This window comes from Sabulibacter ruber, from assembly GCF_017355955.1.
Classification (GTDB): Bacteria; Bacteroidota; Bacteroidia; order Cytophagales; family Hymenobacteraceae; genus Nibribacter; species Nibribacter ruber_A.
Genome location: NZ_JAFFID010000001.1, coordinates 787,233 through 813,394, shown reverse-complemented (window position 1 = coordinate 813,394; position 26,162 = coordinate 787,233). Strand labels below are relative to the sequence as shown.

Annotated in this window: 20 protein-coding genes; 11 read left to right on the top strand and 9 right to left on the bottom strand. The window is 48.2% G+C overall.

Annotation, left to right across the window (positions count from 1 at the left end; genetic code table 11):
* Positions 1 to 105 precede the first annotated feature (105 nt).
* A complete protein-coding gene (locus JT719_RS03435; protein ID WP_207431080.1) occupies positions 106 to 789 on the top strand; it encodes an NUDIX hydrolase in 684 nt (227 codons plus the stop codon).
* Here JT719_RS03435 and coaD read toward each other — a convergent pair.
* The 3 genes from coaD to JT719_RS03420 form a co-directional block, all read right to left on the bottom strand.
* A complete protein-coding gene (coaD, locus tag JT719_RS03430) occupies positions 743 to 1,222 on the bottom strand; it encodes a pantetheine-phosphate adenylyltransferase (protein WP_207431079.1) in 480 nt (159 codons plus the stop codon). The genes JT719_RS03435 and coaD overlap by 47 nt on opposite strands.
* A gap of 300 nt (positions 1,223 to 1,522) precedes the next feature.
* Entirely contained in the window at positions 1,523 to 2,260 is a 738-nt protein-coding gene (locus JT719_RS03425) for a response regulator transcription factor (RefSeq protein ID WP_207431078.1), read from the bottom strand.
* A 29-nt stretch (positions 2,261 to 2,289) separates the two neighbouring features.
* Positions 2,290 to 4,419, bottom strand: coding sequence for a sensor histidine kinase (locus JT719_RS03420; protein WP_207431077.1), 2,130 nt, complete (start codon positions 4,417 to 4,419; stop codon positions 2,290 to 2,292).
* 147 nt (positions 4,420 to 4,566) lie between these two features.
* Here JT719_RS03420 and JT719_RS03415 point away from each other — a divergent pair, with 147 nt between their 5' ends.
* From JT719_RS03415 to JT719_RS03405, 3 genes are all read left to right on the top strand, one after another.
* Positions 4,567 to 5,625, top strand: coding sequence for a T9SS type A sorting domain-containing protein (locus tag JT719_RS03415; RefSeq protein ID WP_207431075.1), 1,059 nt, complete (start codon positions 4,567 to 4,569; stop codon positions 5,623 to 5,625).
* Positions 5,626 to 5,725: 100 nt separating this feature from the next.
* Entirely contained in the window at positions 5,726 to 7,705 is a 1,980-nt protein-coding gene (locus JT719_RS03410) for a M1 family metallopeptidase (protein WP_207431074.1), read from the top strand.
* Positions 7,706 to 7,928: 223 nt separating this feature from the next.
* The gene (locus tag JT719_RS03405) at positions 7,929 to 8,399 is read left to right on the top strand and encodes a hypothetical protein (RefSeq protein WP_207431070.1); all 471 of its coding nucleotides are present in this window, start codon (positions 7,929 to 7,931) and stop codon (positions 8,397 to 8,399) included.
* Positions 8,400 to 8,570: 171 nt separating this feature from the next.
* Here the strand turns inward: JT719_RS03405 and JT719_RS03400 are convergent, their stop codons facing one another.
* Positions 8,571 to 8,999 carry a DUF2147 domain-containing protein gene (locus tag JT719_RS03400; RefSeq protein ID WP_207431069.1) on the bottom strand — a complete coding sequence of 143 codons (429 nt, stop codon included), beginning with the start codon at positions 8,997 to 8,999 and terminating at the stop codon, positions 8,571 to 8,573.
* A gap of 127 nt (positions 9,000 to 9,126) precedes the next feature.
* Here JT719_RS03400 and JT719_RS03395 point away from each other — a divergent pair, with 127 nt between their 5' ends.
* Positions 9,127 to 9,504, top strand: a complete 378-nt coding sequence (locus JT719_RS03395; RefSeq protein WP_207431068.1) for a hypothetical protein — start codon at positions 9,127 to 9,129, stop codon at positions 9,502 to 9,504.
* A 592-nt stretch (positions 9,505 to 10,096) separates the two neighbouring features.
* Here JT719_RS03395 and JT719_RS03390 read toward each other — a convergent pair.
* The gene (locus tag JT719_RS03390) at positions 10,097 to 10,699 is read right to left on the bottom strand and encodes a C40 family peptidase (protein ID WP_207431066.1); all 603 of its coding nucleotides are present in this window, start codon (positions 10,697 to 10,699) and stop codon (positions 10,097 to 10,099) included.
* A 125-nt stretch (positions 10,700 to 10,824) separates the two neighbouring features.
* Here JT719_RS03390 and JT719_RS03385 point away from each other — a divergent pair, with 125 nt between their 5' ends.
* Complete coding sequence (locus JT719_RS03385) at positions 10,825 to 12,627, top strand: M61 family metallopeptidase (RefSeq protein ID WP_242693063.1); 1,803 nt, start codon at positions 10,825 to 10,827, stop codon at positions 12,625 to 12,627.
* 110 nt (positions 12,628 to 12,737) lie between these two features.
* Here the strand turns inward: JT719_RS03385 and JT719_RS03380 are convergent, their stop codons facing one another.
* On the bottom strand, positions 12,738 to 14,684 hold the full coding sequence (locus JT719_RS03380) for a KUP/HAK/KT family potassium transporter (RefSeq protein WP_207431064.1): 1,947 nt from the start codon (positions 14,682 to 14,684) through the stop codon (positions 12,738 to 12,740).
* Positions 14,685 to 15,056: 372 nt separating this feature from the next.
* Between JT719_RS03380 and JT719_RS03375 the strand changes: the two genes are divergently transcribed.
* Entirely contained in the window at positions 15,057 to 15,491 is a 435-nt protein-coding gene (locus tag JT719_RS03375; RefSeq protein WP_207431062.1) for a hypothetical protein, read from the top strand.
* 126 nt (positions 15,492 to 15,617) lie between these two features.
* Here JT719_RS03375 and bamJ read toward each other — a convergent pair whose 3' ends face one another.
* From bamJ to JT719_RS03365, 3 genes are all read right to left on the bottom strand, one after another.
* Complete coding sequence (gene bamJ, locus JT719_RS03370; protein ID WP_207431060.1) at positions 15,618 to 16,241, bottom strand: BamJ family beta-barrel-assembly machinery protein; 624 nt, start codon at positions 16,239 to 16,241, stop codon at positions 15,618 to 15,620.
* Positions 16,242 to 16,346: 105 nt separating this feature from the next.
* On the bottom strand, positions 16,347 to 16,475 hold the full coding sequence (locus JT719_RS25390) for a hypothetical protein (RefSeq protein ID WP_278251833.1): 129 nt from the start codon (positions 16,473 to 16,475) through the stop codon (positions 16,347 to 16,349).
* Between the two features lie 386 nt (positions 16,476 to 16,861).
* On the bottom strand, positions 16,862 to 20,260 hold the full coding sequence (locus JT719_RS03365; RefSeq protein ID WP_207431058.1) for a methylmalonyl-CoA mutase family protein: 3,399 nt from the start codon (positions 20,258 to 20,260) through the stop codon (positions 16,862 to 16,864).
* Between the two features lie 187 nt (positions 20,261 to 20,447).
* Here JT719_RS03365 and JT719_RS03360 point away from each other — a divergent pair, with 187 nt between their 5' ends.
* The 4 genes from JT719_RS03360 (at position 20,448) to JT719_RS03345 (ending at position 26,122) form a co-directional block, all read left to right on the top strand.
* Positions 20,448 to 21,074: a trimeric intracellular cation channel family protein gene (locus tag JT719_RS03360; protein WP_207431057.1), complete on the top strand. Its 627-nt coding sequence runs from the start codon at positions 20,448 to 20,450 to the stop codon at positions 21,072 to 21,074.
* Between the two features lie 362 nt (positions 21,075 to 21,436).
* Complete coding sequence (locus JT719_RS03355; RefSeq protein ID WP_207431054.1) at positions 21,437 to 22,177, top strand: hypothetical protein; 741 nt, start codon at positions 21,437 to 21,439, stop codon at positions 22,175 to 22,177.
* 436 nt (positions 22,178 to 22,613) lie between these two features.
* Positions 22,614 to 24,971, top strand: coding sequence for a TonB-dependent receptor (locus tag JT719_RS03350; protein ID WP_242693062.1), 2,358 nt, complete (start codon positions 22,614 to 22,616; stop codon positions 24,969 to 24,971).
* Positions 24,971 to 26,122: a DUF4249 domain-containing protein gene (locus JT719_RS03345; protein WP_207431053.1), complete on the top strand. Its 1,152-nt coding sequence runs from the start codon at positions 24,971 to 24,973 to the stop codon at positions 26,120 to 26,122. The genes JT719_RS03350 and JT719_RS03345 overlap by 1 nt, the downstream gene beginning before the upstream one ends.
* The last annotated feature ends 40 nt before the right edge of the window (positions 26,123 to 26,162 follow it).

Below are 26,162 nucleotides of genomic sequence, written 5' to 3'. Positions count from 1 at the left end.
TTACGCAAATACTGCAAATCTTTTCCCTCAGGGCACGTCTTGTGCCCTATGATTTTTATTTCTTATTTTGTATCAATATACGCTCCGTACAAAAGCGACTACTTCATGAATGTCTTTATCAACGACATCCCACTGATTATTAAGAAAAGCAGTGAAAAAATCTTTAAGCACAAATATGATTTGGTGCTAGGTAAAGACGATCAATTTACTTCCAAGGACCTGGTTGGTGACGTGCTCATCCGCGACGTGGACGCAGTTTTGATTGATCGATTGGTTAGATTGATGGAGGTTAAAAAGCTGAAGAAGCTTGATTCCCTCACGTTGGTCACCGAGAAAAAGAAGAAACTGATTGAGCACCTGAAAGATCAGTTCAAGATCATCAAGGCGGCCGGCGGGCTGGTGGAGAAAGACGGAAAACTTCTCATGATCCACCGTTTGGGCATCTGGGATTTGCCTAAAGGGAAACTCAACAAAGGCGAAGACGTGCAATTAGGCGCCCTGCGCGAGGTAGAGGAGGAGTGTAACATCAAAGTGGCCATTACCGGCGAGCTTCCCAACACCTGGCACTCCTACGCTTACAAAGGCAAGAAAATCCTGAAGAAGACCAGCTGGTTCACCATGCAGTGCCTGGACGATACCTACATGAAACCCCAAGCCGAGGAGTTCATTGAGGAAGTCCGGTTCATGACACCCGATGAAGTGTTGGAAGTGTTGCCAGATTCCTATGCCTCCATTCAGTTCGTTATCCGGGATTATTTGAGGGCAATGAAGAAAGGTGGAAAGGGATAAAATCCTGTACATCTCCTCCAAAGCGGTGAATCTCTCTGATAATTGAAGAATTTATAGCGGCCAGGCGGGGAGAGGTAATCAGGAAAACCGTTTCCAGATCTGGGTTCACGTGCCGGTTGGCCTGCGCGATGGTATTCTCGTACTCAAAATCGGTGGTGTTGCGTAAACCGCGCAGCAGGAAACGTGCGCCCACTTCCTTCGCGAAATCGGCGGTAAGGCCCTTGTAGGCTTGTACCCACACTTTAGGGTTGTCTTTGAAGACCCCCTCAATGATGGTTACCATATCCTGCACCGAGAAATAACGGCTCTTGCTGCTGTTGTTCCCAATGGCCACAATCACATTGTCAAACAGCTCGCAACCCCGCTGCACTACATCATAGTGTCCGTTGGTGAAAGGATCAAAGGAGCCGGGAAAAATGGCAATGCGCTTCATGTGCTTGAGGGTTTATGGTTCAGCGTACTTATTGAAGCTGTGAATATGCTCAATAATTCCGGACCTTTTTATCTCTCCGTTGCTGAATTGTTTACTGCAGGCTCGTTTTGAACCTGATTTCCGGAAAACAGGCGTAAATCAGATGTAATGAATGTTCCTCGTGCCTTTTACCTGCCTTACCTAGAGTCAGGCCCTAATTAGTTAAGACCTCATAAAATAAGCTGCCCCGTTTTAAGGCTCCTTTAGAGAAACAGCCTTGAAACGGGGCAGCTGAACTTAAGCGGCAAGCGCAATTTGAGATCAGAGCGGAGTTGCGATCTCCTGGGCTTCAATGGCTGGAGCTACTAACCGGAAACCGTTGCCGTGCACGTTGATGATCTCTACTTTGGGGTCGCCTTTCAGGTATTTTCTGAGTTTGGTGACAAACACATCCATGCTGCGGGCGGTGAAGTAGTTATCGTCTTTCCAGATTTTGCTCAGGGCCACTTCTCTGGGGAGCACGTCATTGAGGTACTGGCACAGTAACAGCAGCAATTCCGCCTCTTTGGGTGATAGCTTCTGGGTTTCAGTGTCGCGGGTGATCAGGCGGGTCTTGAAATTGAAATGGTATTGCCCTAACTGGTACTCCGTGGCGGCCGATTTTTCAGGTGTGGCCGGCGTCACTTTGCGTTGCAGAATGGCTTTCAGTTTGCAGAGCAGAATCTCAGAGTCAAAGGGCTTGGTGATGTAGTCATCGGCCCCAATCCGGAAACCCTCCAGCATGTCGGCCTTCATGGCTTTGGCGGTCAGGAAGATCACCGGCATTAAGGGATCGGCCTTTTTGATGTCGGTGGCCAGGGAGAAACCGTCTTTGAGCGGCATCATCACATCCAGGATACAGGCATCAAAAGAGTCTTTCTGGAAGGCGCGCAAACCCTGCATGCCATCGGTGCAGAGGGTTACCTCATAGTCGTGCAGCTCCAGGTAATCTTTGAGTACCATCCCAAAGTTTGGGTCATCTTCAACCAACAGAAGGCGGGTGGCAGACAATGCAGTCATGGATTAATAGGTTAACGTTAACGATCTGATTAACTGATGTTTTTCTGAAAAGGCAGCCAAATGGTAAACTTGCTACCCTTGCCTAATTCGCTGCGAAGGTGGATGCTACCGGAGTGCGCCTCGGCCATGGTTTTGACGTAGCTCAGCCCCAACCCGAAGCCCTTCACGTTATGCACGTTGCCGGTGGGCACGCGGTAGAACTTGTCAAACACCCGTTTCTGCGCCTCCCGTGACATGCCCACACCCTGGTCTTCCACCGAGATGTGCAGCCCTTTGGAGATGGTGGTGGTTTGGATCACAATCTTAGGCGCATTGGGCGAGTACTTATTGGCGTTGTCCAGCAGGTTGGCGACCATGTTGGCCAGGTGACCGGGATCGGCCCAGACAAAGGGTTCCTGCGCATCCAGTTTCAGATCCAGGGCGCCCTGCCGCTGCTCAATGTGGAGCTGGAACGGCTCGGCGGCTTTCCTGATGAGTTGGTGCACATCCACTTTCTCACAGGCCAGTTGAATAGACTGCCGCTCCATCTGGGCGGTTTGCAGCACTTTCTCCACCTGCTGGTGCATGCGCTTGTTCTCGTCCCGGATGATGCGGGCGTAGTAATTTACCCGCACCTCGTCTGAGCGCACCTTGGGGTTCACCAGCGCATCCAAAGCCAGGGAAATAGTAGCGATGGGCGTTTTGAACTCATGCGTCATGTTGTTGATGAAATCGTTCTTGATCTCAGAAATCTTCTTCTGACGCAGAATGGTGTACAGCGTGAAAGAAAAGGTGAGAATGATGATCAACGTGAACAAAACCGAGATGACTGAAGGAAGCAGCAGGCTCTGCCACACGTACAAGTTACGGTTCGGGAACTTGAGCAACAGGAAGCTAGGGGCGGTCATCACATCGTTCGGGAACAGCCGTACCGCGTATTCATTTTCCTGCAGGTTAGTAGGAATAAGGCTATTGCCAGAAGAAGCCAGTACTATACTCGCGTTTTTAGAGTTGGCCGCAGACTGCAGAGAGCAATGGTAAGGAGTAGAGATGCTGCGGTTATGAAGCTCGGCGGCCAACAGTTCCTGCAGGTTCAGTTGGTGTAAGCGCTCGGCCAGGGGTTTCTCTTTACGCACGTACTCTACGGCCATCTGCTGCATTACCTGGTTCAGGTGCTGGGCTTTGGCCTGGGCTTTCTGGTGCTTCTCTTTTTCTGGGGTGGCCCGGTGGGCAGGAGCCGCAGTTCTTTCCCGGGTAGCTTGACTTCTGGTAGGCGTAACTGGCCGGGTAAAATCAGTGGAGGAATGGTAAACGGCGGTGAGGGGCTGGGAGGCTCCTTTTTTGGCGGCAATATACCGGTGCCCGGTTAGTAACGTGTCTACGGATAAGGTAAAGGCTTTCCTGAGCTGTTTCGTGATGAGGGTATCGGTTAAGATATCAATGGCCTTGCCCTTCACTTCAATGGATTTAATGTCTTTTGGGTTAATGAGCCTGATTAACTCATTTGCCCGGGCAGGGTAGAGGGTGTCTCTGTCCACCCGGAACACAACATCAGTATCAGAGTTGTTTCGGTGATAGTACCGCACCGTGCCTTTTTTCAGAACAGAATCTGCGTGCCGGGCCTGGGAAGCGAGAACTTTCCATACCACTACAGAGTCTGTGGCACCTTTCCCGAAGATCTCAATAGGCTCTTTCCCGGTTACTACGGCTTTCCCGTGGGGGATTCTTACGCCTTTCAGAACGGTTTCCCCGCCGAATCCATGGACCTCGGTAAGCGCCTGGGATGGAGAAACCTTTATGCGTACCGGCTCCAGTACTGGCCCTTCAGGAACTTCTGTTTCGGTGTACTTTACTTTCAGATTAAAAGAGCCTTTTGGGGCCGGTTTCTTCTGTAGTTTCTGAGTTGGCTTAGGGTCCTCGTCTTTGGTTATTTCTGCAACCGGAGCATCTAAGGTTAAGGCCGCAGCCGTGATTTGGGGAGCTTCTTCTTTCAGGAAGTGCATGGCCTCCTGGGTCTCCAACCGGCGGGCTACCTGATGAAGCGCATCGTTCACATTCCGGTCAAAAACCTCTTCCTCCATTTGTACTGCATGCTGGATCCAGTATACCTGGAATCCTATCAGCCCTATGAGGGAGATGCTCATCAGTACAATAACCCAAAGCAGTGTTTTCTTTCTCATCACAACAAAGATAAAGGGTTATTTGAGGGCAAATTCATCTTTAACTTTTCATTAACAGACTTTAACCAAGCCTTAACCTCTTCTCAAAAAGATACCCAGTAATATTGTATCAATCAACTATTTAGCACTACCTAAATTATTAATTTTATGGAGAAGAAACAATACTTGCTGCAATGCCTGGCCTCTATGGTGCTTTTGGGGGCAAGCGCATTTTTCCCCGTGCTGGCCCAGACAAAACAGAAAGATAAGGCTGCGCCCACTAAACAGGCGAAGGTAAAAATCCTGAAAGAGGAGGATGGCGAATTCCTGTTGCTGGATACTACCCTCACCGTTAAGGAAGGTAAGTCACTGCAAGAGGTGGTGAAGAAACTAGAGGAAAGTGGTACCTCTTTTAAACAATTGGGAGCTAAGAAAATTAAACCGGCTAGAATAAGACACGGGGAAAACCTGAGCCCAACCCGGATATTCTCTTTACATGCGGGAGATTCCCTGAAAGCCGTCCAGTTCAGGTCTGCTGTACCAGTCTCCGTCTTCAGGAGGTTGAAAGGTGTGAAGGTCTATGGCATAGAAACCATGGATGCTGGCCGGGTCAGGGACCTTGAGTCAAAAGTGATTTACCTATCAGGAGATTCCGTGCGGCTGAGATCCCATATTATTCTGGATTCACTGGTTAGGGGACGTACTTTCTTTCGGGTAGATTCATTGCTGCACACCAGACCAGATACCTTCCTCTTAAGGCAGCGGATTCAGGTGGAGAAAGATGAAACCGGCGACCTTAAAATTTTTCGGCTAAAGAATAGCGACTCCAAGTTTATTCTGGAGGAAGGGGAGTATGAAGCTACCAGGTTTACTGATGAGGGTACTGCCAGATTCATTATTCTGAAGCCAGCAAAAGCACCCCTCAGTAAAAAAGAAGCCAGGGCCAACCGGAGGAAAGCAGAGGCTAAGGCGAGTAACCTGGAAGTAACGTATTTCCCTAACCCCACCAGCGGCAAAGTGAACCTGGCTTTCAACGTGCCCAAGAAAACCAAGGCCCAGGTGCGGGTAGTGAATGGTCAGGGAAAAACCGTTTACCAGGAAGATCTGGGAACTATCCAGGGGAATTACTCCAAAGCCTTGGATCTGACCAAATTTGGGAAAGGAGTGTACGTGGTACAATTGCAGATTGGGAATACAGCCCAATCAAGCAAAGTAGTGGTGCAGTAGCGTTTTCTGTGTAGTTTTGGGAAAAGGCCCGGAAAATACTTTCCGGGCCTTTTCCGCGTTTTACTACTACATTTTTCCCGGGTCTTCCCGTATAGCCGGTATGCGCTTCCACTTGCCTGAACCTTATTCACCATCCTTCGCAAGGGTATTCATTGCCTGTATCATTTTCCTGGTTTTAAGCGGTTGGAGCCAGACCTGGGCCCAACACAAAGATGAGCACCCATGTGCCGCTGCCAGGCTTACCACTACCCCTTTGCTGTTAGCCGACGGGATCACCTCTGAGGAGCACCGGGAGATGATGAGGCAGTATGATCTGCACTGGTATAAGCTGGACCTGAATGTTGAACAGAACTCCCTGGACATAAGCGGGAACGTTACTTTGTTTGGCTCTGTGGAGGGGAATTCTCTTTCTGAGTTCGCCTTTGAGTTGCACCCTAATTTCACCATTCAGCAAGTGTTGGTAGATGGGGTGTCAAGCGCGGTAAGACGTTCTGGCAGCGAGGCAGTAGCAACCTTTCCTGCGGCTAAGGCCAGGCAAGGCAAGTTCCGGGTGCAGGTCTTCTATGCGGGCAGGGCCCCATCAGGGGCAGGGGCAGCCATCGGTAACGGATTCAACGCGGCTTCCAACCCATGGGGAGGGGTTACCTGGAGTTTAAGTGAGCCATTTGCCGCCTCAGAGTGGTTTCCCTGTAAGCAGTTGCTGAGCGACAAAGCCGATTCTGTAGATGTTTGGGTAACCACCAATGTGGCCAACAAAGTAGGTTCTAACGGGGTGTTGCAGCGCGTTACTCCCTTGCCCAACCAAAAGCACCGGTATGAGTGGAAATCAAATTACCCGATAGCTTACTACTTGATCTCAGTGGCCGTGGCCCACTATGACGAGTATTCGTTCCAGGTCCAGATTCCAGGTGCGCCTGCGCAGGTTTTGGTGCAGAACTATATCTACCCGGGCTCATTGAACGCTGTTAAAACTGATATAGACCGCACTGGACATTTCCTGCAACTCTTTTCAGAATTGTTCGGCCTTTATCCGTTCCATAAGGAGAAATACGGGCACAGCATGGCACCCATTGGCGGGGGCATGGAGCACCAAACCATGACCACCCAATCTTCCTTTGAGTTTACGCTTACGGCGCATGAACTGGCTCACCAGTGGTGGGGTGATGAAGTAACCTGCGCCGACTGGAGCCATATCTGGCTGAACGAGGGTTTTGCTTCTTACAGTGAATACCTGGCTTTGGAGAGACTGCTGCCCGGCGAGCAGATAGCTTGGATCAATCGGGCGAACCAAAGTGCCCTGGGACAACCGCAGGGATCTGTGTTTGTGAAAGACAGCACCAATGTTGCCCGTATTTTCAGTTCAGCGCTTTCTTACCGCAAGGGAGCCATGGTACTGCACATGCTTCGGCATGCGTTGCAGAATGATGCGCTTTTTTTCCAGATTCTACGCGAGTACCGGCAGGAATACAGGTACCAGGTGGCCAATACCCGAAACTTCCAGCAGGTAGTGGAGCGGGTGAGCGGCAAGTCCTTCCAGTATTTCTTTGACCAGTGGGTGTATGGCGAGGGATACCCTTACTTTGACGTGGCATGGGCGCAGGAAGGAAACCACATCTACATCAAAACAAATCAGTCTACTTCCAGCACAGCTACTCCCTTCTTTACCACGGAGGTGGAGTACAAGATCAGGACCACCGAGAAAGATACTGTGGTGGTTGTACTCCATGACCAACCTACAGAAGAGTATCAGTTCAAAGTGAGTGGTACCGTAACCAGTATTGAGGTAGACCCTAACCAATGGCTGCTGGAGGTAACCAATGTACGCCAGGACCCTTCCATCATTTATTCTGGTCAGACAGAGTTAGTAGCTTACCCAAATCCAACTCCGGGTAGGGTGAATCTGAAGGGGGGCAAAGGGATGCCGGAACAGGTTTCTATTTATGACATGGTGGGCAGGCACATCAGAACATTCTATTTATCAGGAACATCCTTTTCGGTGGAAGACCTCCGGCCCGGGGCTTACCTGATTAGGTTCTTGACGGCAGGGGAGGTAACGCAAACCCGTATTCTGAAGCTCTAAAATAGAAATCTCGTTTTTTTTATGTTTATTTCTAAACAAAATCTTAGTTTATCAGTTTAAAGCTTTGCAAGTTATTTAGTAATCCTTCACGTCTTGCATTGATTTCCTAAAAACAGCCTTAAAACAGCTATCTAACAGGAGAGAGCAAATCAATCCTGAGCGCTTTCATGCACTTACCTGAAAACCGAAGTTAAACTATTTACCTACTGATAAAACTATGTCTATGACTACAGAAACCACTCTTGACCTGGATATAAAACATAGGTTATTAGATGAATGCCTGCGTCAGCAAACAGATTTTGTTGACAATGCCCGGCAAGCCATGGAAGAGGCTCAAACCAGTGCCAACGAAAGCCAGGGAGCTATTGAGGATAAGTTTGAGTCTTTCAGAGAAGCTTGCCAGATCCAACGGGACATGTTTGCTAAGCAGCTAGACGAGGCTATTGGTAAGCTGGGAATCCTGAAGCGAATTGTGCGCAATAAAGTGAATGAAGATATTTCTTTGGGTTCTATTGTAAAAACCGATGCCCAGAACTATTTCATTTCAGTAAGCCTAGGCGAGATCAGCCTGGATGGCGAAAAGTACTACGCTATTTCCGCGGCGTCTCCGGTGTTTCAAGCCATGGCCGGTAAAACCAAGGGCGAAACCTTCATCTTCAGAGACAAGAAAATCAAGATCGTTGACCTTTGTTAAAGGTTTACAGGAGATAGATTCCTATTTCTCTTAAGGTAGATGTAAGAATTGATACGGGTGCGCTACTCAGATCTGGCTTTTTCCTGAAGCTTTAAAGAGAAGATGCCCTATCAAAAGAAAGCGGGAGCAATGATAATTGCTCCCGCTTTCTTTTATGTTATAACGTTTCTTTTATTGAACCCTGGTCCAGACCTGGGAGCGCCCAATCAAAGAAATACCTATATACCCTTTCACTTCCATTTTATCATTGCCCATCAGCTTCATGTAAGAAGAATAGGTTTTACCAGATTTAGGATCATAGATAGTTCCGTCATCCCATTTGCCTTCCCCGTCTGGAGAGAAGTTTTTAAGGAAAACCAAGCCAATAATAGGTCGTTTTTGCTGCTTGGGATCTGGGTTGAACTGGTCAAGTTTGGGCTTGCCGTCTCTGTTGGGTTCTTTCAACCAAATGATCTTTCCGCAGAGCTTGTCGCCGCACTGGTAAATTTCAAAGCGGGCTTCTTTCTCTTCATTGGTCCAGATACCAATGGGAGATTTTTTCTGAGCCCAACCAAGGGTGGTTAAGCAAAGGAAAAGAGCTAACAAAAAGATCTTTCTCATACGTGTGGTTGTTTGATAGTTTGGTTTTGTTTTTAAATATAAGCAAATAATGTTCCGAAATAATACAGCTGCTGAAAGTTTCTCGTAGAAGGAATCAACTATTTTGAACCTGAGAAAAAGCTTCTTCATGCGCAAAACTCTTTTGATAGGGCAAGGCATTTTCTATGCTTTGACGGGTATCTGGCCTTTGCTGCACATGCCAAGTTTTCTGGCCGTAACTGGTCCTAAGAATGAAGTTTGGCTGGTGGTTACGGTGGGCATCCTGGTGTTAGCCGTAGGTGCCACTTTGTTAGCGGCTGCCTTTCAGGTACATAGGGAAAGAAGCCCCGAGCTGCTAGCTTTTTTCTGCGCCCTAGGGCTAGGAGCCGTAGATGTGCGATATGCAACCCGAGATGTGATCCTGGATATCTACCTCTTAGATGCCGCCGCGGAGTTTCTGCTGGCCTTGGTGTGGTTATGGGTATTCTTCAACTCAGAGAAATCTAGTGAAAAAGAAAAAACATAAATTTTTTCATCAAACCTTTTGAACTATCCTTCCGTCTTTTAACTTTATAAAACGGAAGCGAGTGCTCCGGGCCCCTCTGCTGAACCATAAGGTACTTGGAAAAGCGGTCGGGTTTATGTCGGACTAAAAGAAAGGAGGTAAAAGTGTCTAATCCCAGTAAGAATGTATCAAGCCTAGCTCATGTGTCAACCGTAAACCGTGTTGAAGCTTGCTAGACAGACTTTGGTCTACTGGCGAATCCGACATGAGGTAGACAGGCACTAGAGGGAGGCAGTTCCTTCCTGTGTTGCTTGATACCGTTTCAAAGGATTCCGTACCCGGCTACTGCAATGGCCGGGTATTTTTTTGTCCGTACTTTTCTGAGGCACAAAGGTATTACTACCTAGATGTACAGACTAGGTTTTGTACTTATTGAGTATCAGCTACTTTTCGTTTCAGGCTCTTTCTAGGAAAAGTCTTGTTAACTGCTAAGGTTTTCTGTTACAAAGAGTTGGGTTGTACAATCAATGTATGCCTTGTTGTACATTTTTGCCCAGAATGGGTTTCTAAGCTGTTTTCATAAAAATAGGCGGTAAACAATAAGTGGGGTCCTTTAAGGTAGAACCCGGCGGATGTCTAGAAACCGCTTCTGGTAAAGAGTACCTTCCACTTTGCTAACCTTCACGCCGCCTTCTGATGAGGAATGCACAAACTGGATGGGTTTGGGTGCGTTGGTAATCACAATGCCCACGTGGCCGGGAGTGCGGTCTTCTGGATTAGTGCCGGTGAAGATGATCAGATCCCCTTTCCGGGCTTCCTGCATGGACACGCTTTCGCCTAATTTGGCTTGCTCAGAGGAACCGTGCGGCAGTTTTTCCCCGAAATGGTTGTAGACGTAGGTGATGAATCCGGAGCAATCAAAGCCTTCTTCCGTGACGCCGCCATATTCATAGTCTATGCCGTAGCGTTGAAGCGCAAAAGCCACAATACTGTCGGCTTTGGTGGCGTAGTTACCTTCCAGAACTCCTAAAGAAGCAGCCTCCTGCGCAGAGGTGGAATCTTTCCTGGCAGTGGTGTCATCATGGAAAACCTTGTCCCTGCCATCTGAACTGGTTCTTGTCACCGCCGAATCAAACAGGCTGCCTGACCCGAAAATGGCTTTGTACAGAATTATGAGGGAAAGAAGTAATCCAAAAATGATCCAAATTTTCTTCATAGACGGGACTTTGGTCTGCATACGTTCAGGGCAGGTATTGCGGTTTCCCGCAGAGGGTAAATCCTTGGATTAACAGGTATTTAGCCGTATAATTCGTTTTTATTAAAATTCACCCCAACTAACTCATGCAAAAAATAATCCATTATTGGGCATCGGGAGTGTTGCTGCTGCTGTCAGTGATATTCTCGTCCTCCGCCTCGGCGGCGCCCACTATTTCTTACCGTCTCTCCATGCCAGAGCCTCACACACACTATTTTGAGGTGGAAATGCGGCTGGAAGACTTCAGAGGAAAGAACCTGGACCTGACCATGCCTGTCTGGACTCCGGGTTCTTACTTAATCAGAGAGTTCCCCAAGAATGTGGAGGCGTTTCAAGCCTTTGTGGGAGACAAGCCTGTGAGTACCTCCAAGTTAGATAAGAATACCTGGCGCGTTGCCAGCGGCGGCAAAGACGTGACGGTGAAATACAAGGTGTATGCGTTTGAGTTAACCGTTAGAACCAGCTTTCTTGATGCAAGTCATGGTTACCTGAACGGCACCAGCGTGTTCATGTACCCAGAAGGGCACAAAGACCTGCCCTCTACCTTGACCGTAGTGCCTTTCAAGGGATGGAGCAAGGTTTCTACCGGCTTGGCTCCCGTTCCTGGCCAGCAGTTTACCTACAGAGCCCCCAATTACGATGTCTTGGCTGATTCTCCCATTGAAATAGGCAACCACCAGGTATTATCGTTTGAAAGCAATGGCGTAAAGCACGAGGTAGCCATGTACGGTGATGCCAATTATGACCCTTCCCAGTTGACCGCAGACATGAAGAAAGTAACCGAGGAAGCAGCCAAAGTATTTGGGGAGTTGCCGGTGAATTACTACCTCTTCATTGTGCACAACCTGCCAGCGGGCGGGGGAGGCCTGGAGCACCTGAACTCTACCACCTTGCATGCCACCCGTACCGCTTACGGGACCAGAAGCGGCTATAATGGTTTTCTTACCCTGGTAGCCCATGAATACTTCCACCTCTGGAATGTGAAGCGCCTCCGGCCCATAGCCTTAGGTCCTTTTGACTACAACCAGGAAGTGTACACCAACATGCTGTGGGTTTCTGAAGGCTTCACTTCTTATTACGCCGATGTGATCATGCGCCGGGCGGGTTTCACCTCTGAGCGCGAGCACCTGGAGAAAATTGGCAGCAGCATCACCAGCGTGGAGAATACTCCCGGCAACAAAGTAGTATCGGCGGCCGAGTCCAGCTTTAACGCCTGGATAAAGCAATACCGCCCAGATGAGAACTCCTACAACACGCACCTGTCTTACTACAGCAAAGGCGCTCTTTTAGGCATGCTGCTGGACATGGAGATCCTGAAAGCCACTAACGGCACCAAAAGCCTGGACGATGCCATGAAAGCCCTCTATGATGAGTACTACAAAAAGAAAAAGCGGGGCTTCACTGATGAGGAGTTTCAGAAAGGAATAGAGAAGTTCACCGGCCGTTCCCTGGATGATTTCTTCCGCCGGTACGTGTTCGGGAAAGAGACGCCGGAATACAATGCTTTCCTGAGCACCGTAGGCATCAACCTGACGGATTTAAACCTGAATACCAATCAGCCTTTGTTAGGGGCGGCCATTTCCACCAGCAGCGGTAAACCTTTGGTGACCATTGTAACCCGTAACGGCAGCGCCTGGAAAGCCGGCCTGAATGTGAATGACGAGATTATTGGCATGAACGGATACCGTGTCACAGACGACATCAATAAGTCTGTACCCGCGTATGAAGTAGGCGATGTCTTGGAAGTAGTGGTTAGCCGGAGCGGCCAGCTGATGATCTTACCGGTCACGCTGCTCAAAGACCCTACGGTGAAATACCGTGCTGACTTGGTTTCTTCTCTCTCAGAAGTTCAGCGCAAAGCGTACCAGAAATGGACAAGCCCCAAATAGCGTTAATAGCCCTAATTTCTGAAAACAGCCTGAAAACATAGAACTATCATAAAAACAGGAAGGCCACCTACAAGGTGGCCTTCCTGTTTTTATGCTCTTTTTGTAATTTCTTATTTAACCCGTTTCAGTTCCACTTCGCGGGCTGGTTTAATGATCAGCGGCACTTTCTCCACTTTCACCGAGCTGGTGTCCAGCCCAAACCACTTGCCTTCTGAGGTAGTAAATTCTTTGATGTAGAAATAAGACTGCATAATGGTGTTTTCCCAGAACGGCAGCTCATTCTCATAACTCAGGAATTTCTCCAGCACCACAAACCGGAAGTCACCAATGAGGTTCTGTTTGTTCAAAGAACTGTATCGGCTGGTAATGTCCACTTCCTTGTTCTGCACCAAATCCTCTACCACTTTCCGGAAGAACAGGTTAATGCGTTGCTCCACCCTAAAGCCCAGGTTGAAGTCTATGCGTACCACATCCTGGCTGGCGAGTACCTTCACCTTGTATTCCATGGTATACGGCTCGTCCAGGGTATTCACGTGCACAAACCAGTAAATATCGGCACGTTTTGGCCTTTTCTGGAAGATAGAATAGATGATCTTTGATTCAATTTCCGTTGGTCGCTCGGCGCTGGTCATGAACACCAGGTGCGTGGCATACTTAGGAATGGAATCGTCTTCGCTAAGCTCTCTCAGGGATGGAACGTATTCCGGCAATGGCACATATTCTGTTAAGCGGCGTTTGATGTAGTAAGCTTTGAGCCAGATATACATCACCGAAATCAACATGAAACCAATGACCAGCGTTACCCACCCGCCGTGCGGGAACTTGATCAGGTTCGCGACCAGGAAGGAGCCTTCAATGCCCAGGTACACCAGCAAGAAGAGCCACACCCAGATCTTGGCTACCTTTTTTGCCAGCAGGTAGTACGTGAGCAGGGTAGTGGTCATCAGCATGGTCACGGTAATGGCCAAACCGTACGCTGCCTCCATGTGCTCTGATCTTTGGAAGTACAGCACTATGCCCACGCAGCCTAGTAACAGCAGGCGGTTGATGCTGGGCACGTAGATCTGCCCCTTTACGTTGGTAGGATAGATCAGGCGCACCTTCGGCCACATGTTCAACCGGATGGCTTCCCCAATCAACGTAAAGGAACCCGTGATGAGCGCCTGGCTGGCAATGACCGCAGCAATGGTGGCAATGGCTACCCCGAAAATCAGGAACCACCCCGGCATGAGGCCATAGAAAGGATTCTTGTTAGATAGCGAGGTAAGGAGTTGGCCTTCGTACTGCATCAGCCAGGCACCCTGGCCCAGGTAGTTCAGCAAAAGACAGGTTTTCACGAAAGCCCAACTGATCCGGATGTTGCCGCGTCCGCAGTGCCCCAGGTCTGAGTACAAGGCCTCGGCCCCGGTGGTACACAGGAACACCGCGCCCAGTAGCCAGAACCCGCCCGGGTAATTCACCAGCAGGTCATAGGCAAACACTGGATTGAAGGCCTTGAAGATTTCGGGGTGCTGAATAGCCGAAATGAGGCCTAAAACGGCCAGCATGGTGAACCAGATGAACATCAATGGCCCAAAGGCTTTCCCCACTATCTGGGTCCCGAAACTTTGCATCAGAAACAGGACCACCAGAATCCCGATGACGATAGGTACCGTGGGGATGTGCGGGTACAGCACTTCCAAACCTTCTACCGCCGAGGATACTGAGATAGGCGGGGTAATGATCCCATCGGCTAGCAGCGCACTACCCCCAATAATGGCCGGAACCGTGAGCCACTTAGCCTTGCGGCGGACCAAAGTGTAGAGAGAGAAAATACCTCCTTCCCCTTTGTTATCGGCCCGCAGGGTAAGCAAAACATACTTGACCGTAGTCTGCAGAGTGAGCGTCCAGATGACGCAGGAAATACCACCATAAACCAGGGTGGCATTGATGGGAGTTGAACCAATAATGGCCTTCATCACATAAAGGGGAGAAGTACCAATATCGCCGTAGATTATCCCAAGGGCGATTAGCAAACCTGCTCCCGATACACGGTGAGCGTGGCTAGAGTTGTTCATCTTTGTTTTTTAAAATTCCCAAAGCCTTTCCTTTAACTAGAATTGTTTCTGTAATGTTCTGGATCCCGAATCATTACCTGAAAACCCCTTTTGAAAAGGCGGCCAAAATTAATAGGTGGTTTTGAATTTCAATGCGTCTGCCAAAGGTATTTTATGCCGGATTTTAGCCGATAAAAGAGGTGGGTTAGAGGCGGTTGGAAGCAGGATTACTGAATTACTAAAACAAAGTAAGCCTATTGTAAAATTGGCAATTACCAGACGGAATTTGTTTTTACCACAATAACTTTTATCTTCAAAATCAAATATTTATGATTATATATATATTACCAATAAATGTTATATCAGATCACCAAATGATTAATAGAAGATTATATGATCCCCGTTGGCACTGAAGGTTTTAGGGTGTTGGTTGATGAGTCTAAGGAAATAGCTCTACTGGTCTGGGAGAGAGCGGTTGGAGAAGAGGAGTTTAAACGGGGCTGTAAAAGGTTGGCGGAATACCTCAATCAACATAACCTAAAGAAGTGCCTGATAGATACTTATATACCTGAGAGCCTCCTGGCCGAGGGGGAAGTGTGGGAGGTAGGCACCCTCCTTCAAGCGCTTCATTCTTACACCCAATCTGAGTTGCACCTTGCTTTGGTCATGTCAGAGGAAAAGTACCAGCACCTGATTCACCACTACTCACCATCACTTGCCACTCCTAGTTCTCATCCCATCAACGTCCATTACTTCACCGAAGTAGATGAGGCAAAAGAATGGTTGCTGAACGATACTACCGCCGGGTTCAACAGCAGTTTGAATTAAGGTTCATTTCTGAAAATCTGCCCCAAAACAATCCTTATCCTTTACTATTCTAAAACAGCTAGGCTCAACTATAGGCAATAAAAAAGAGCGGCACTGGATAGTACCGCTCTTTAAGAATTCTTCCGTCTATTTGTTCACCGAGAGCAATTCCACGTCAAAGATCAGGGTGGCGTTAGGGCCAATGTCTGCTCCGGCACCTCTGGCTCCGTAGGCCAGATTGCTTGGAATGAACAGGCGCCATTTGTCTCCTTCTTTCATCAGTTGAAGCGCTTCGGTCCAGCCGGCAATTACCCCGTTCACCGGGAAGGTAGCTGGTTCTCCTCTTTCATAGGAAGAGTCAAACACGGTGCCGTCAATCAAAGTACCATGGTAGTGCGTGGTTACGTGCGAGGTTTTGCTTGGCGTTTTACCTGAACCGCTTTCCAAAACCTGGTATTGGAGTCCGCTTGGCAAAGTTTGTACGCCTTCTTTGGTTTTATTGGCCTCTAAGAAAGCCTCGCCTGCTATTTTGTTCTGTTCCCCAGCGGCCCCGGCAGAAGCCTGCTGTTTCGCTTGCATCTGCATCTGGAGCTGCATCATGGCCTGCTGCACTTCATTCTGGTCCAGTTTGGAAGGCGATCCGTTTAGGGCCTCGGTCAAACCATGTAACAGGGCCTCTGGCTCAATGTCAATGCCTTGTTTCTTGAAATTGGCTGCCATGTCCCGACCAATGATGTAGCTGATTTTCTGTGAAAGGTCTTTTAATTCCATAGTTTTTCTTTTGTCAGGTAAAGGTACGGTTTCTGAAGGAATATGATTACCTAAAACAGCAAACCCCGCTTCTGCGGGGTTTGCTGTTTTAGGTTGAAAGTCAACTTATAGGTACAGTTGGATATCCTCGTCGGAAAGATCTACATCCAGATTTCCGTGCGTGAACCAGGAAGTGGCAAATAGGCCCAGAGCGCCTATCAGTAATAGAGAGGAAATGGCGGAGATCTTTTTCATGGCCTTATAGCTTTGTTTGTTTATATAATTAACGTAAAAATCTTCAATTTAGTTTATTTGTAAGTAAAGCCTTGTTTACCTTTAAGTTAAGCTTTTTAAAGAGAAGAACAAAGCGAAGTTTAAATACCAACATATGAAATGGGATTAGCCTGAGTTCTTGTGAAGCTGATATTCTCTGTTTTTGGGTTATTTCCCTGAAAGAAGGCCGAAAAGAGGGATTATTCAGGAAAGCGTCCCAATAAAGAAGCGAGCATTCAGAAGATGTATTTGCAAGAGAATTGAAAACCATAGAATACAAAAGGAGCCGGGGTTTCCCGGCTCCTTTTGTTAAATCAGGCTTGAAACAAGGCGAGGTTTTTCCTCTGGTTTTCTAGCCTAAGTTCAAATTACATATTCCTGCGGTATTGGCCACCCACTTCAAACAGAGCATTGGTGATCTGGCCCAGTGAACAGTACTTAGACACTTCCATAATGGCTTCAAAGATGTTACCGTTCTGGATGGCTACTTCCTGCAGGTGCTTCAGGTGGGCCGGAGCAGTATCCGCAAAACGGTCATGTAGCTCTTTCAGCATGGAGATCTGGTACTGCTTCTCTTCTTCGGTAGCCCGGATCACTTCCGAAGGAATTACGGTAGGGGAGCCCTGGCTGCTCAGGAACGTGTTCACTCCAATGATAGGGTACTCACCGGTGTGTTTCAGGGTCTCGTAGTACAAGCTTTCTTCCTGGATTTTGCCGCGCTGGTACATGGTCTCCATGGCACCCAGCACGCCTCCGCGCTCGGTGATGCGGTCAAACTCGGCTAGTACGGCTTCCTCCACCAGATCGGTCAGTTCTTCGATGATGAAGGAACCTTGCAGCGGGTTCTCGTTTTTGGCTAAGCCCAGCTCGCGGTTGATGATGAGTTGAATGGCCATGGCTCTGCGCACCGATGCTTCAGTAGGCGTGGTGATGGCCTCGTCATAAGCGTTGGTATGCAGGGAATTACAGTTGTCGTAAATAGCATACAACGCCTGCAAGGTGGTGCGGATATCATTGAAGTCGATTTCCTGCGCGTGCAAGGAGCGGCCCGAGGTCTGGATGTGGTACTTCAGCATCTGGGAACGGGCATTGGCACCGTACTTCAATTTCATGGCCTTCGCCCAGATACGGCGGGCCACCCGGCCAATCACCGCGTACTCTGGGTCAATGCCGTTGGAGAAGAAGAAGCTCAGGTTAGGCGCAAACGCGTTAATGTCCATGCCGCGGCTCACGTAGTACTCCACAAAGGTGAAGCCGTTGGCTAGCGTGAACGCCAGCTGCGTGATTGGGTTAGCGCCTGCCTCGGCAATGTGATACCCACTGATAGACACCGAGTAGAAGTTGCGCACGTTGTGGTCAATGAAGTACTGCTGTACGTCACCCATCAAACGAAGCGAGAACTCAGTGCTGAAAATACAGGTGTTCTGCGCCTGGTCTTCTTTCAGGATATCGGCTTGCACGGTTCCGCGTACTGCGGCCAGCGTTTTCTCCTTTATCTGGGAGTATACCTCCGCTGGCAGCACCTGGTCACCGGTTACGCCTAAAAGCATTAAGCCTAAGCCGTCGTTGCCGGCAGGTAAGTCTCCCTGGTAGCTCGGACGTTTCTGGCCTTTTTCCCGGTAAATAGCCTCAATACGCTCGTTTACTTCCTGCTCCAGGCCGTTCTCTTTGATATACAGCTCGCACTGCTGGTCAATGGCGGCGTTCATAAAGAAACCGGTGAGAATAGCGGCCGGACCGTTGATGGTCATGGATACCGACGTCATAGGATGCGCCAGGTTGAAACCGGAATACAGTTTCTTGGCATCATCCAGGCAGCAGATGCTCACGCCGGAGTTCCCGATCTTGCCGTAGATGTCTGGCCGCAGGTCTGGGTCTTCACCATATAAAGTAACGGAGTCAAAGGCGGTGGAGAGGCGTTTAGCCGGTAAGCCCATGCTCACGTAGTGGAAGCGGCGGTTGGTACGCTCGGGTCCGCCTTCACCGGCGAACATACGGGTTGGGTCTTCGCCTTCGCGTTTGAACGGGAACACGCCCGCGGTGTACGGGAACTCGCCAGGTACGTTTTCCTGCAGGTTCCACTTCAGTAAATCGCCCCAAGCCTCGTACCGAGGGGTGGCAACCTTAGGTATTTCCAGTTGCGAGAGGCTGGTGGTATGGGTTTTCACCTTCAGCACCTTGTCACGCACCTTGAACTCGTAAAATTCGTTTTTGTAGCTCTGGCGCTTCTCAGGCCATTGCTCCAGTAGTTTCTTGTTCTGGCCGTCCAGTTTTAAAGCCGTTTCTTCAAAAGCATATTCCAACTGCTTAATTAGGCGGTCTTTATCTTCTACCTCCAGCGCCTGAATGGCTTCAATAGACTGACGGATGCCGTACAGTTTCTGCGCTACGCTAGCCTGCTCTACCACCCATTTGTCATAGTTGCGGTTGTTCTCAGCGATCTCAGACAGATAGCGCGTGCGGCTTGGCGGAATAATGTAAACTTTCTCCGACATCTCGCCGGTGGCCTGAATTTTAGAGTCAAAGGCCACGCCGGTTTTTTCGGAGACTTTCGCCATCACCGCTTTGTACAGGCGGTTCATGCCCGGGTCATTGAACTGCGAGGCGATCGTCCCGAACACCGGAATCTGGTCATCGGACACGTCCCACAGCTGGTGGTTGCGCTTGTATTGTTTCTTCACATCGCGCAACGCATCCAGAGCACCCCGTTTGTCAAACTTGTTCAGGGCAATGATATCGGCGAAATCCAGCATGTCAATTTTCTCCAGCTGGGTGGCGGCTCCGTACTCCGGCGTCATCACGTACAGGCTGGCGTCTGAATGCTCAATGATCTCGGTATCAGATTGACCGATGCCCGAGGTTTCCAAGATAATCAGATCAAAGTTGGCGGCTTTTACCACGTCCACGGCGTCTTGCACGTACTTGCTCAAGGCCAGGTTGCTTTGGCGGGTAGCCAAAGAACGCATGTACACGCGGCTGTTGCTGATAGAGTTCATCCGGATTCTATCGCCCAGCAAGGCACCGCCGGTTTTGCGTTTAGACGGGTCTACTGAGATAATGGCGATCGTCTTATCTGGAAAATCAAGCAGGAAACGGCGCACCAGTTCATCCACCAGAGAAGATTTACCTGCTCCGCCGGTACCCGTGATCCCTAACACCGGAGTGGTTTTGGTGGCAGGCTGCTGCTCAACGCCGGCTAGTAATTGCTCCTTCACCTTCGCAAATTCCTCGGGGAAGTTCTCCGCTGCGGAAATCAGGCGGGCAATGGATTTGATGTCCTTTTCTTTCACGTGCTTGGCTTCGCCGTTCAGATTCTCACCGGTCGGGAAGTCGCACTTCTGCAGCATGTCATTGATCATGCCCTGCAAGCCCATGGCGCGTCCGTCGTCTGGGGAGTAGATGCGGGCAATGCCGTAGCCGTGCAGTTCCTCAATCTCTGTGGGCAGAATTACACCTCCGCCGCCACCAAAGATCCTGATGTGGCCGCACCCGCGCTCGTTCAGGAGATCATACATGTACTTGAAGTACTCCAGGTGACCACCCTGGTAAGAGGTAATGGCAATGGCCTGGGCATCTTCCTGAATGGCGCAGTCCACAATCTCCTGCACGGAGCGGTTGTGGCCCAGGTGAATCACCTCGGCACCCGATGCCTGGATGATGCGGCGCATGATATTGATGGACGCATCATGGCCATCAAACAGGGAGGCGGCCGTCACAATGCGGATATGGTTTACCGGTTTGTAAGGTTGTACAGTAGTAACTGACATTTGTTAGCTTGGCTAGTGAACGTTGTGCGAAAGTACGAATTTTCAGATACAAAGGAGGAGGTGCAACGAACTCCTTTGAAGACGATTTATGCCTGATTTCCCTAAAACAGCCTCTAAACGGCTTTCGTTCAGTAGTTCTTGTTTCAAATCTGATGCTTTTGCGTAGTTTACCCCAAAACTAGTGCCAATGCCTGAACTTCCGCCCCTTGCCCTCATTCCTGCCATTGACATCATCGGGACCTTTGTGTTTGCCATCAGTGGCACCCTCACCGCCGCCGATAAAAAGTTGGATCCGTTTGGGGCTTCTGTGATTGCCTTTGCCACGGCGTTGGGAGGAGGTACCGTGCGGGATTTGCTCCTCAATCTGCGACCCGTCTGGATTCAGGAGGAGCGGTTACTGATCACGGTTTTTATCTCGGTGCTGATCACCCTGCTATTCAGAAAAGAGATCGGCCGGTTCCGGAAAACCATGTTCCTGTTCGATACAGTGGGGATTGCCCTCTTTACCATATTAGGCATGGAAAAAGCGTTACGGTTAGGAGTTCCGCCACTTATTGCCTTAGTGATGGGCGTGGTAACCGCCGTTTTCGGTGGGGTGGTTCGGGACATTCTATGCAATGAAATTCCGCTTATCTTTAGAAGAGAGATTTACGCGACGGCTTGCCTGGTAGGAGGGGCCGGCTACCTGCTGATGCGTTTGGCCCCGGTTCCCCCCGGAGTTCCAGTCTGGGTAGCTGTGGGCATCATCATCCTAATTCGGGTGCTGGCGGTTCGCCTGAAATGGGCATTCCCTAACTTGAAGTCTGAGGAGTGAACTGCTCCTAAATTTTACGTTCAGACACCACTAGTAGAAGACTAGCCAATTATTAGAAAATATTTTCCTTTCTGCAGTAGGTGAAAATCACTTTTAACCTGTCAACTTAAACTAAGTGTATACTTATTAACTTAAAGTAAGTTATATACACCTGCTGAATTTACTTTGTTTTACATAATATTTAAGCTTTATTACACCTGTGAATAGTCATTCTATTTGAATATTAGATATTACCCATTGTTTGCTCAATGAATTATTATTTATTAGTATTCAGTACATTTTATTTGACTTAGTATAAACCTCTAAACCATATTCTGAGCAGCTTCTTTTTAGAACGGCTTTAGTAATGAAGGTGAAAGCCTATGATGAAAAAAATACTTGGTTATTTAGCTGTATGTATTTCCCTTATAGGGATAGCACAAGAAGCAAGTGCTCAACATAAGGAAGAAGACATTTTATTTTTCCAATCGGTTACAACAAGCGTACTTTCCAGCGCTTATCTACCTAAAGGCAGAATCTTATCGGGGGCAGAGTATACCAGCCTCAATTATAACCCTTCTAAAGGCCACCCATTTTTTTTGAATTCCTATTTTACCTCGGCTAATATTGTCTATGAGGGCCTTGAGTATACTAATATCCCGCTTTTGTATGACTTGGTGCAGGACCAGGTGGTGATAGGGGATGTGAATAGACCCAACCTAATGGTGGTTTTAGATAAAGCTAAAATAAGTCAGTTTCAGGTGCAGGGGCATTTGTTTGTGTATGTGCAACCAAGCGAAAGTACTAATACCTTATTCAAGGCTGGACACCTGGAAAGTTTGAATAATGGTGAAGTGAAAGTGCTGGTGCAACGGACCAAAACCCCGTCTGGCCGAGAATCAGAGACTAATGTGATTATAACTTTCAAAGAAAAGAATACTTATTTTCTGTTGAAAGACAATACGTATTACCCAATCAGGAGCAAGAAAGACGCCTTTAAAGTATTAGCCGATAGAAAAAGAGAACTGCAGCAGTTTGTAAAGCAGGAGAACGGTAGTTTTTCCAAGAATCCAGAAAAATGGCTGGTAAACGTGAGTGAGTTTTACAATAGCCAGGCAAATTGATATGAGAAGAAATTTACTCTTCAAGCTGTTTTTCCTGTGGTTACTTTTCTTGCAAATACCAGGAATTGGGCAGGAAAAACAACTAAAACTTATAACAGGCGATTTTACCAAAATTCCTGCCGAAGAATTTATCAGACAGATAGAATCCAGAACTCAATACAAGTTCTTCTTTATACCCTCTCAGCTAGATAGTGTAGAAGTAAATCTTAAGGTAAAGGATCTACCCATTAAGGCTGTTTTGGAGCAAGCCTTTCAAAATACAGGAGTAGAATTTGTGATTGATCCACAGCAGAATGTCTTTCTGTTTAAAGGAAACTCAATCATCACTCAACTTCCCACTAACCTATTTCCAACTGCAGCAATTATTGCTCAGTCAAAAGTAAGTGCATCGCCTATTGAGAATAAATTAAAAGCTTCTGTTCAGGAAAAACCTGTTTTGGCAGCCCAGGAAAACAAGGTATATGAAATTGGATCTAGATTGGCCTCTTCCCGCAATTCCAGAGCAACTATCTCGGGGTATGTTTTGAATACAGTCACCGGTGAGCCTGTGATTGGAGCTTCTATCATTACCCAGACACCAGGAGTAGGGGTTAACACAGATGCCCAAGGCTACTTTTCATTGGTGTTGCCTAAAGGCACTCACGTGTTAACCCTGCGTAGCATTGGGATGAAAGAAGCCGAGCGCCGAATCATACTTCATGCAGACGGAAAACTGGACATCCATCTCTACCCGCAGAATACTGCCCTCAAAGAAGTAGTGGTACAGGCCGAGGCCGCCTCCAATGTAAAGAGGTTGCAGATGGGTATTGAAAAACTGGACATCCAGACCATCAAAACTGTGCCCACTGTATTTGGAGAGGCTGATGTGCTGAAAGTAATCTTGACGCTGCCCGGCGTGAAGTCTGTAGGGGAAGCCACCACGGGTTTCAACGTAAGAGGAGGGGCTACGGATCAGAACCTGATCCTGTTCAATGATGCAACACTATACAATCCCACCCATTTCTTCGGGTTTTTCTCTGCTTTTAACCCAGAAGTGGTAAAGGAGGTGGAATTGTATAAGAGTAGCATCCCAGCCAGGTTTGGTGGCCGGTTATCCTCCGTGTTGGACATCACCACTAGGGAGGGAAACAAAACCAAATTCACAGGTTCTGCCGGTTTGGGTTTGATCACCAGCCGAGTGAATCTGGAAGGACCAATCTTCAAAGACAAAACATCTTTCCTTTTTGGAGCCCGCACCACGTATTCAAACTGGTTGCTGGATATTTTGCCGGGTAGTTCTGGGTTTAAAGGCAGTAAGGCTTCTTTCTATGATGTGAACCTGAACCTGCACCACAAAGTGAATGAGAAAAACAGCCTGGCTTTAACAGGATATCTCAGTAAAGATGAATCAAACCTCAACACCGATACTCTTTTCAGTTACAGCAACCAAAACCTTTCTTTAAAGTGGCAGCACCAGTTTAATGATCGATTCTTTGGGGATTTTACCGTGGGGCATGATCATTACCAATATGAAAATTATAGTGAAGTGGCTCCGGTTTCTGCCTACAAACTGGGATTTGGTATAAATCAGTCAAATCTGAAGGCTAATTTCAACTACACCCTTAACCAAAAGCATGCGTTTAGCTTTGGTGGGAGTTCTATTTACTACACCCTTCAATCAGGTACATACCAGCCCCTTGGAACTGAGTCTCTGATTGCAGGAGCTAAGATTCCTAAAGAGCAAGCCGTAGAGAGTGCTCTTTACCTGGAGGATAATTTCACGGTGACACCCCGGTTGTCTTTTTCGGTAGGCATCAGGTACTCTATTTTCAATTACCTGGGACCACAGGAAGTAGACACCTATGCCCCCAATGCGCCAGTGACAGAGCTTACCCGCACAGGTACTCAAAGGTACGGGAGTGGGGATGTCATCAATACCTATCATGGGCCGGAGTTCAGGCTGTCGGGTAGGTTTGCCTTCACTGAGAACTTCTCTGTTAAAGCTAGCTACAACACGCTAAGGCAGTACATTCACATGCTTTCCAGCACCACGGCTATAGCTCCAACAGATATCTGGAAACTGAGCGACCCAAACATCAAGCCGCAATTTGGCGAGCAGGCCTCCATAGGGTTGTACCAGAACCTGTTCTCTAACGTGCTGGAATTGTCTCTGGAGACCTATTACCGCAAGATCAGTAACTATCTGGACTATAAGAGCGGTGCTGTCTTGGTCATGAACCCGCACATTGAGACAGATGTATTGACTACCCAGGGAAACGCCTACGGTGCCGAGTTGATGATCAGGAAAACTGCCGGGAAGTTTACCGGTTGGTTAAGCTATACATACTCCAGAATTCTGCTGGAGCAGGATGATCCCAATGCGGGCGAACTCATCAACAAAGGGAAACCTTATCCGGCGCCTTATGACAAACCGCACGACCTGGTGTTAGTGGCGAACCAAAAAGTATCTCGCCGGTTAAACTTCTCCCTTAATCTTACTTACAGCACCGGTCGGCCGGTTACTGTTCCCATTGGGAAGTTCTATTACGGCGGTTCAGAGAAAACCCTTTACTCTGGCCGAAACAGCTACCGCATACCAGACACTTTCAGGGCAGATGTTTCGGTGAACATTGAGGGGAATCATAAGATTAAGCAACTCACCCATAACTCCTGGACTTTGGGCGTCTATAACGTGACTGCCAGAAGGAACCCGTACTCAGTCTACTTTACCTCAGATAAAGGTGTGATTAAAGGGTATAAGCTTTCGGTGTTTGGAGCTGCCATTCCTTTTGTGAACTATAACATCAGATTCTAATGAGGATAAGTTTCCTATACCTATGCTACGGTTTGGGGATACTGCTCCTGCTGGGATCCTGCAGGGAGCCTTTTACCCCAGAACTAGAACCCTCAGAAGCGAACATGTTGGTAGTGGAAGGGTACATTAACCTGGGCCAGGATGCTGTCACTACCATTAAACTTTCCAGAGTACAACCGGTTACAAAGCAAACCTGGGAGCAACGGGAGCGGGGGGCTACCTTGATGATTGAACAGGAAGGGGGAAGCACTTACCCGTTGCAGGAAGATTCTGCCGGAGTGTATGTCTCAGATCCTTTGAATTTACCAGTGCAGGCAAACTATCGGCTAAGAATTCAAACGAAGGATGGGAGAAAGTACTCTTCGGCTCTTGTGTCAGGTAAAGAGTCACCTGCCATAGATAACATAATCTGGAAATGGGATCCTGACGGGTTGGGAATTTATGCAAACTCAAAAGATACTCAGGGAAACACGCAGTACTATCAATGGACCTACGAGGAAACCTGGGAAATTCATTCCCCTTACTGGTCCAAGTTGGTGTACCGTGACAGGAGCATGCATGTTCGGCCCTATGAAGAATCGGCGAAGATGTTTATCTGCTGGGGTTCAGCAAAGGAAAAAGACATACTGATTGGTTCTTCTGCCAATTTTAGCAAGGACACCATTTCGTTTCCCGTTACCAAAATGCCCCATCGCTCTGCTAAAACAAAGGTACGGTACAGTATTCTGGTGAAACAGCACGCCTTGAGCAAGCAGGAGTTCGAATTCCTGGAGGCGATGAAGAAGAATACGAGCAACCTGGGGTCTTTTTTTGATCCGCAACCTTCAGAACTGACCGGTAATATTGCATCAGAAGCCAATCCTGAGGAGATAGTAATTGGTTTTGTTGGTGCTTACACCACTTCAGAGAAACGGTTTTTCATCAAAAGAGAGGAACTGCCTCCATTTGACATGGGGGAAGAATGCCCGCCTATCAAGGTGGTAGCGGTTCCAGACAGTTTGCATAAATACTTCGATTCCGGGTCCTATATTCCAATAGATAGTACCATCGTCTTCATAGATGACAAGCCTGTGCTGGCATTCGAAGGTAGGTTTGGAATCTGTGTGGATTGCCGAACCAAAGGAACCAGTGAAAGGCCTGATTTCTGGTAGCTGTTAGTTGTATTAGTTTTCAACTTTAAAAAAACCTGTA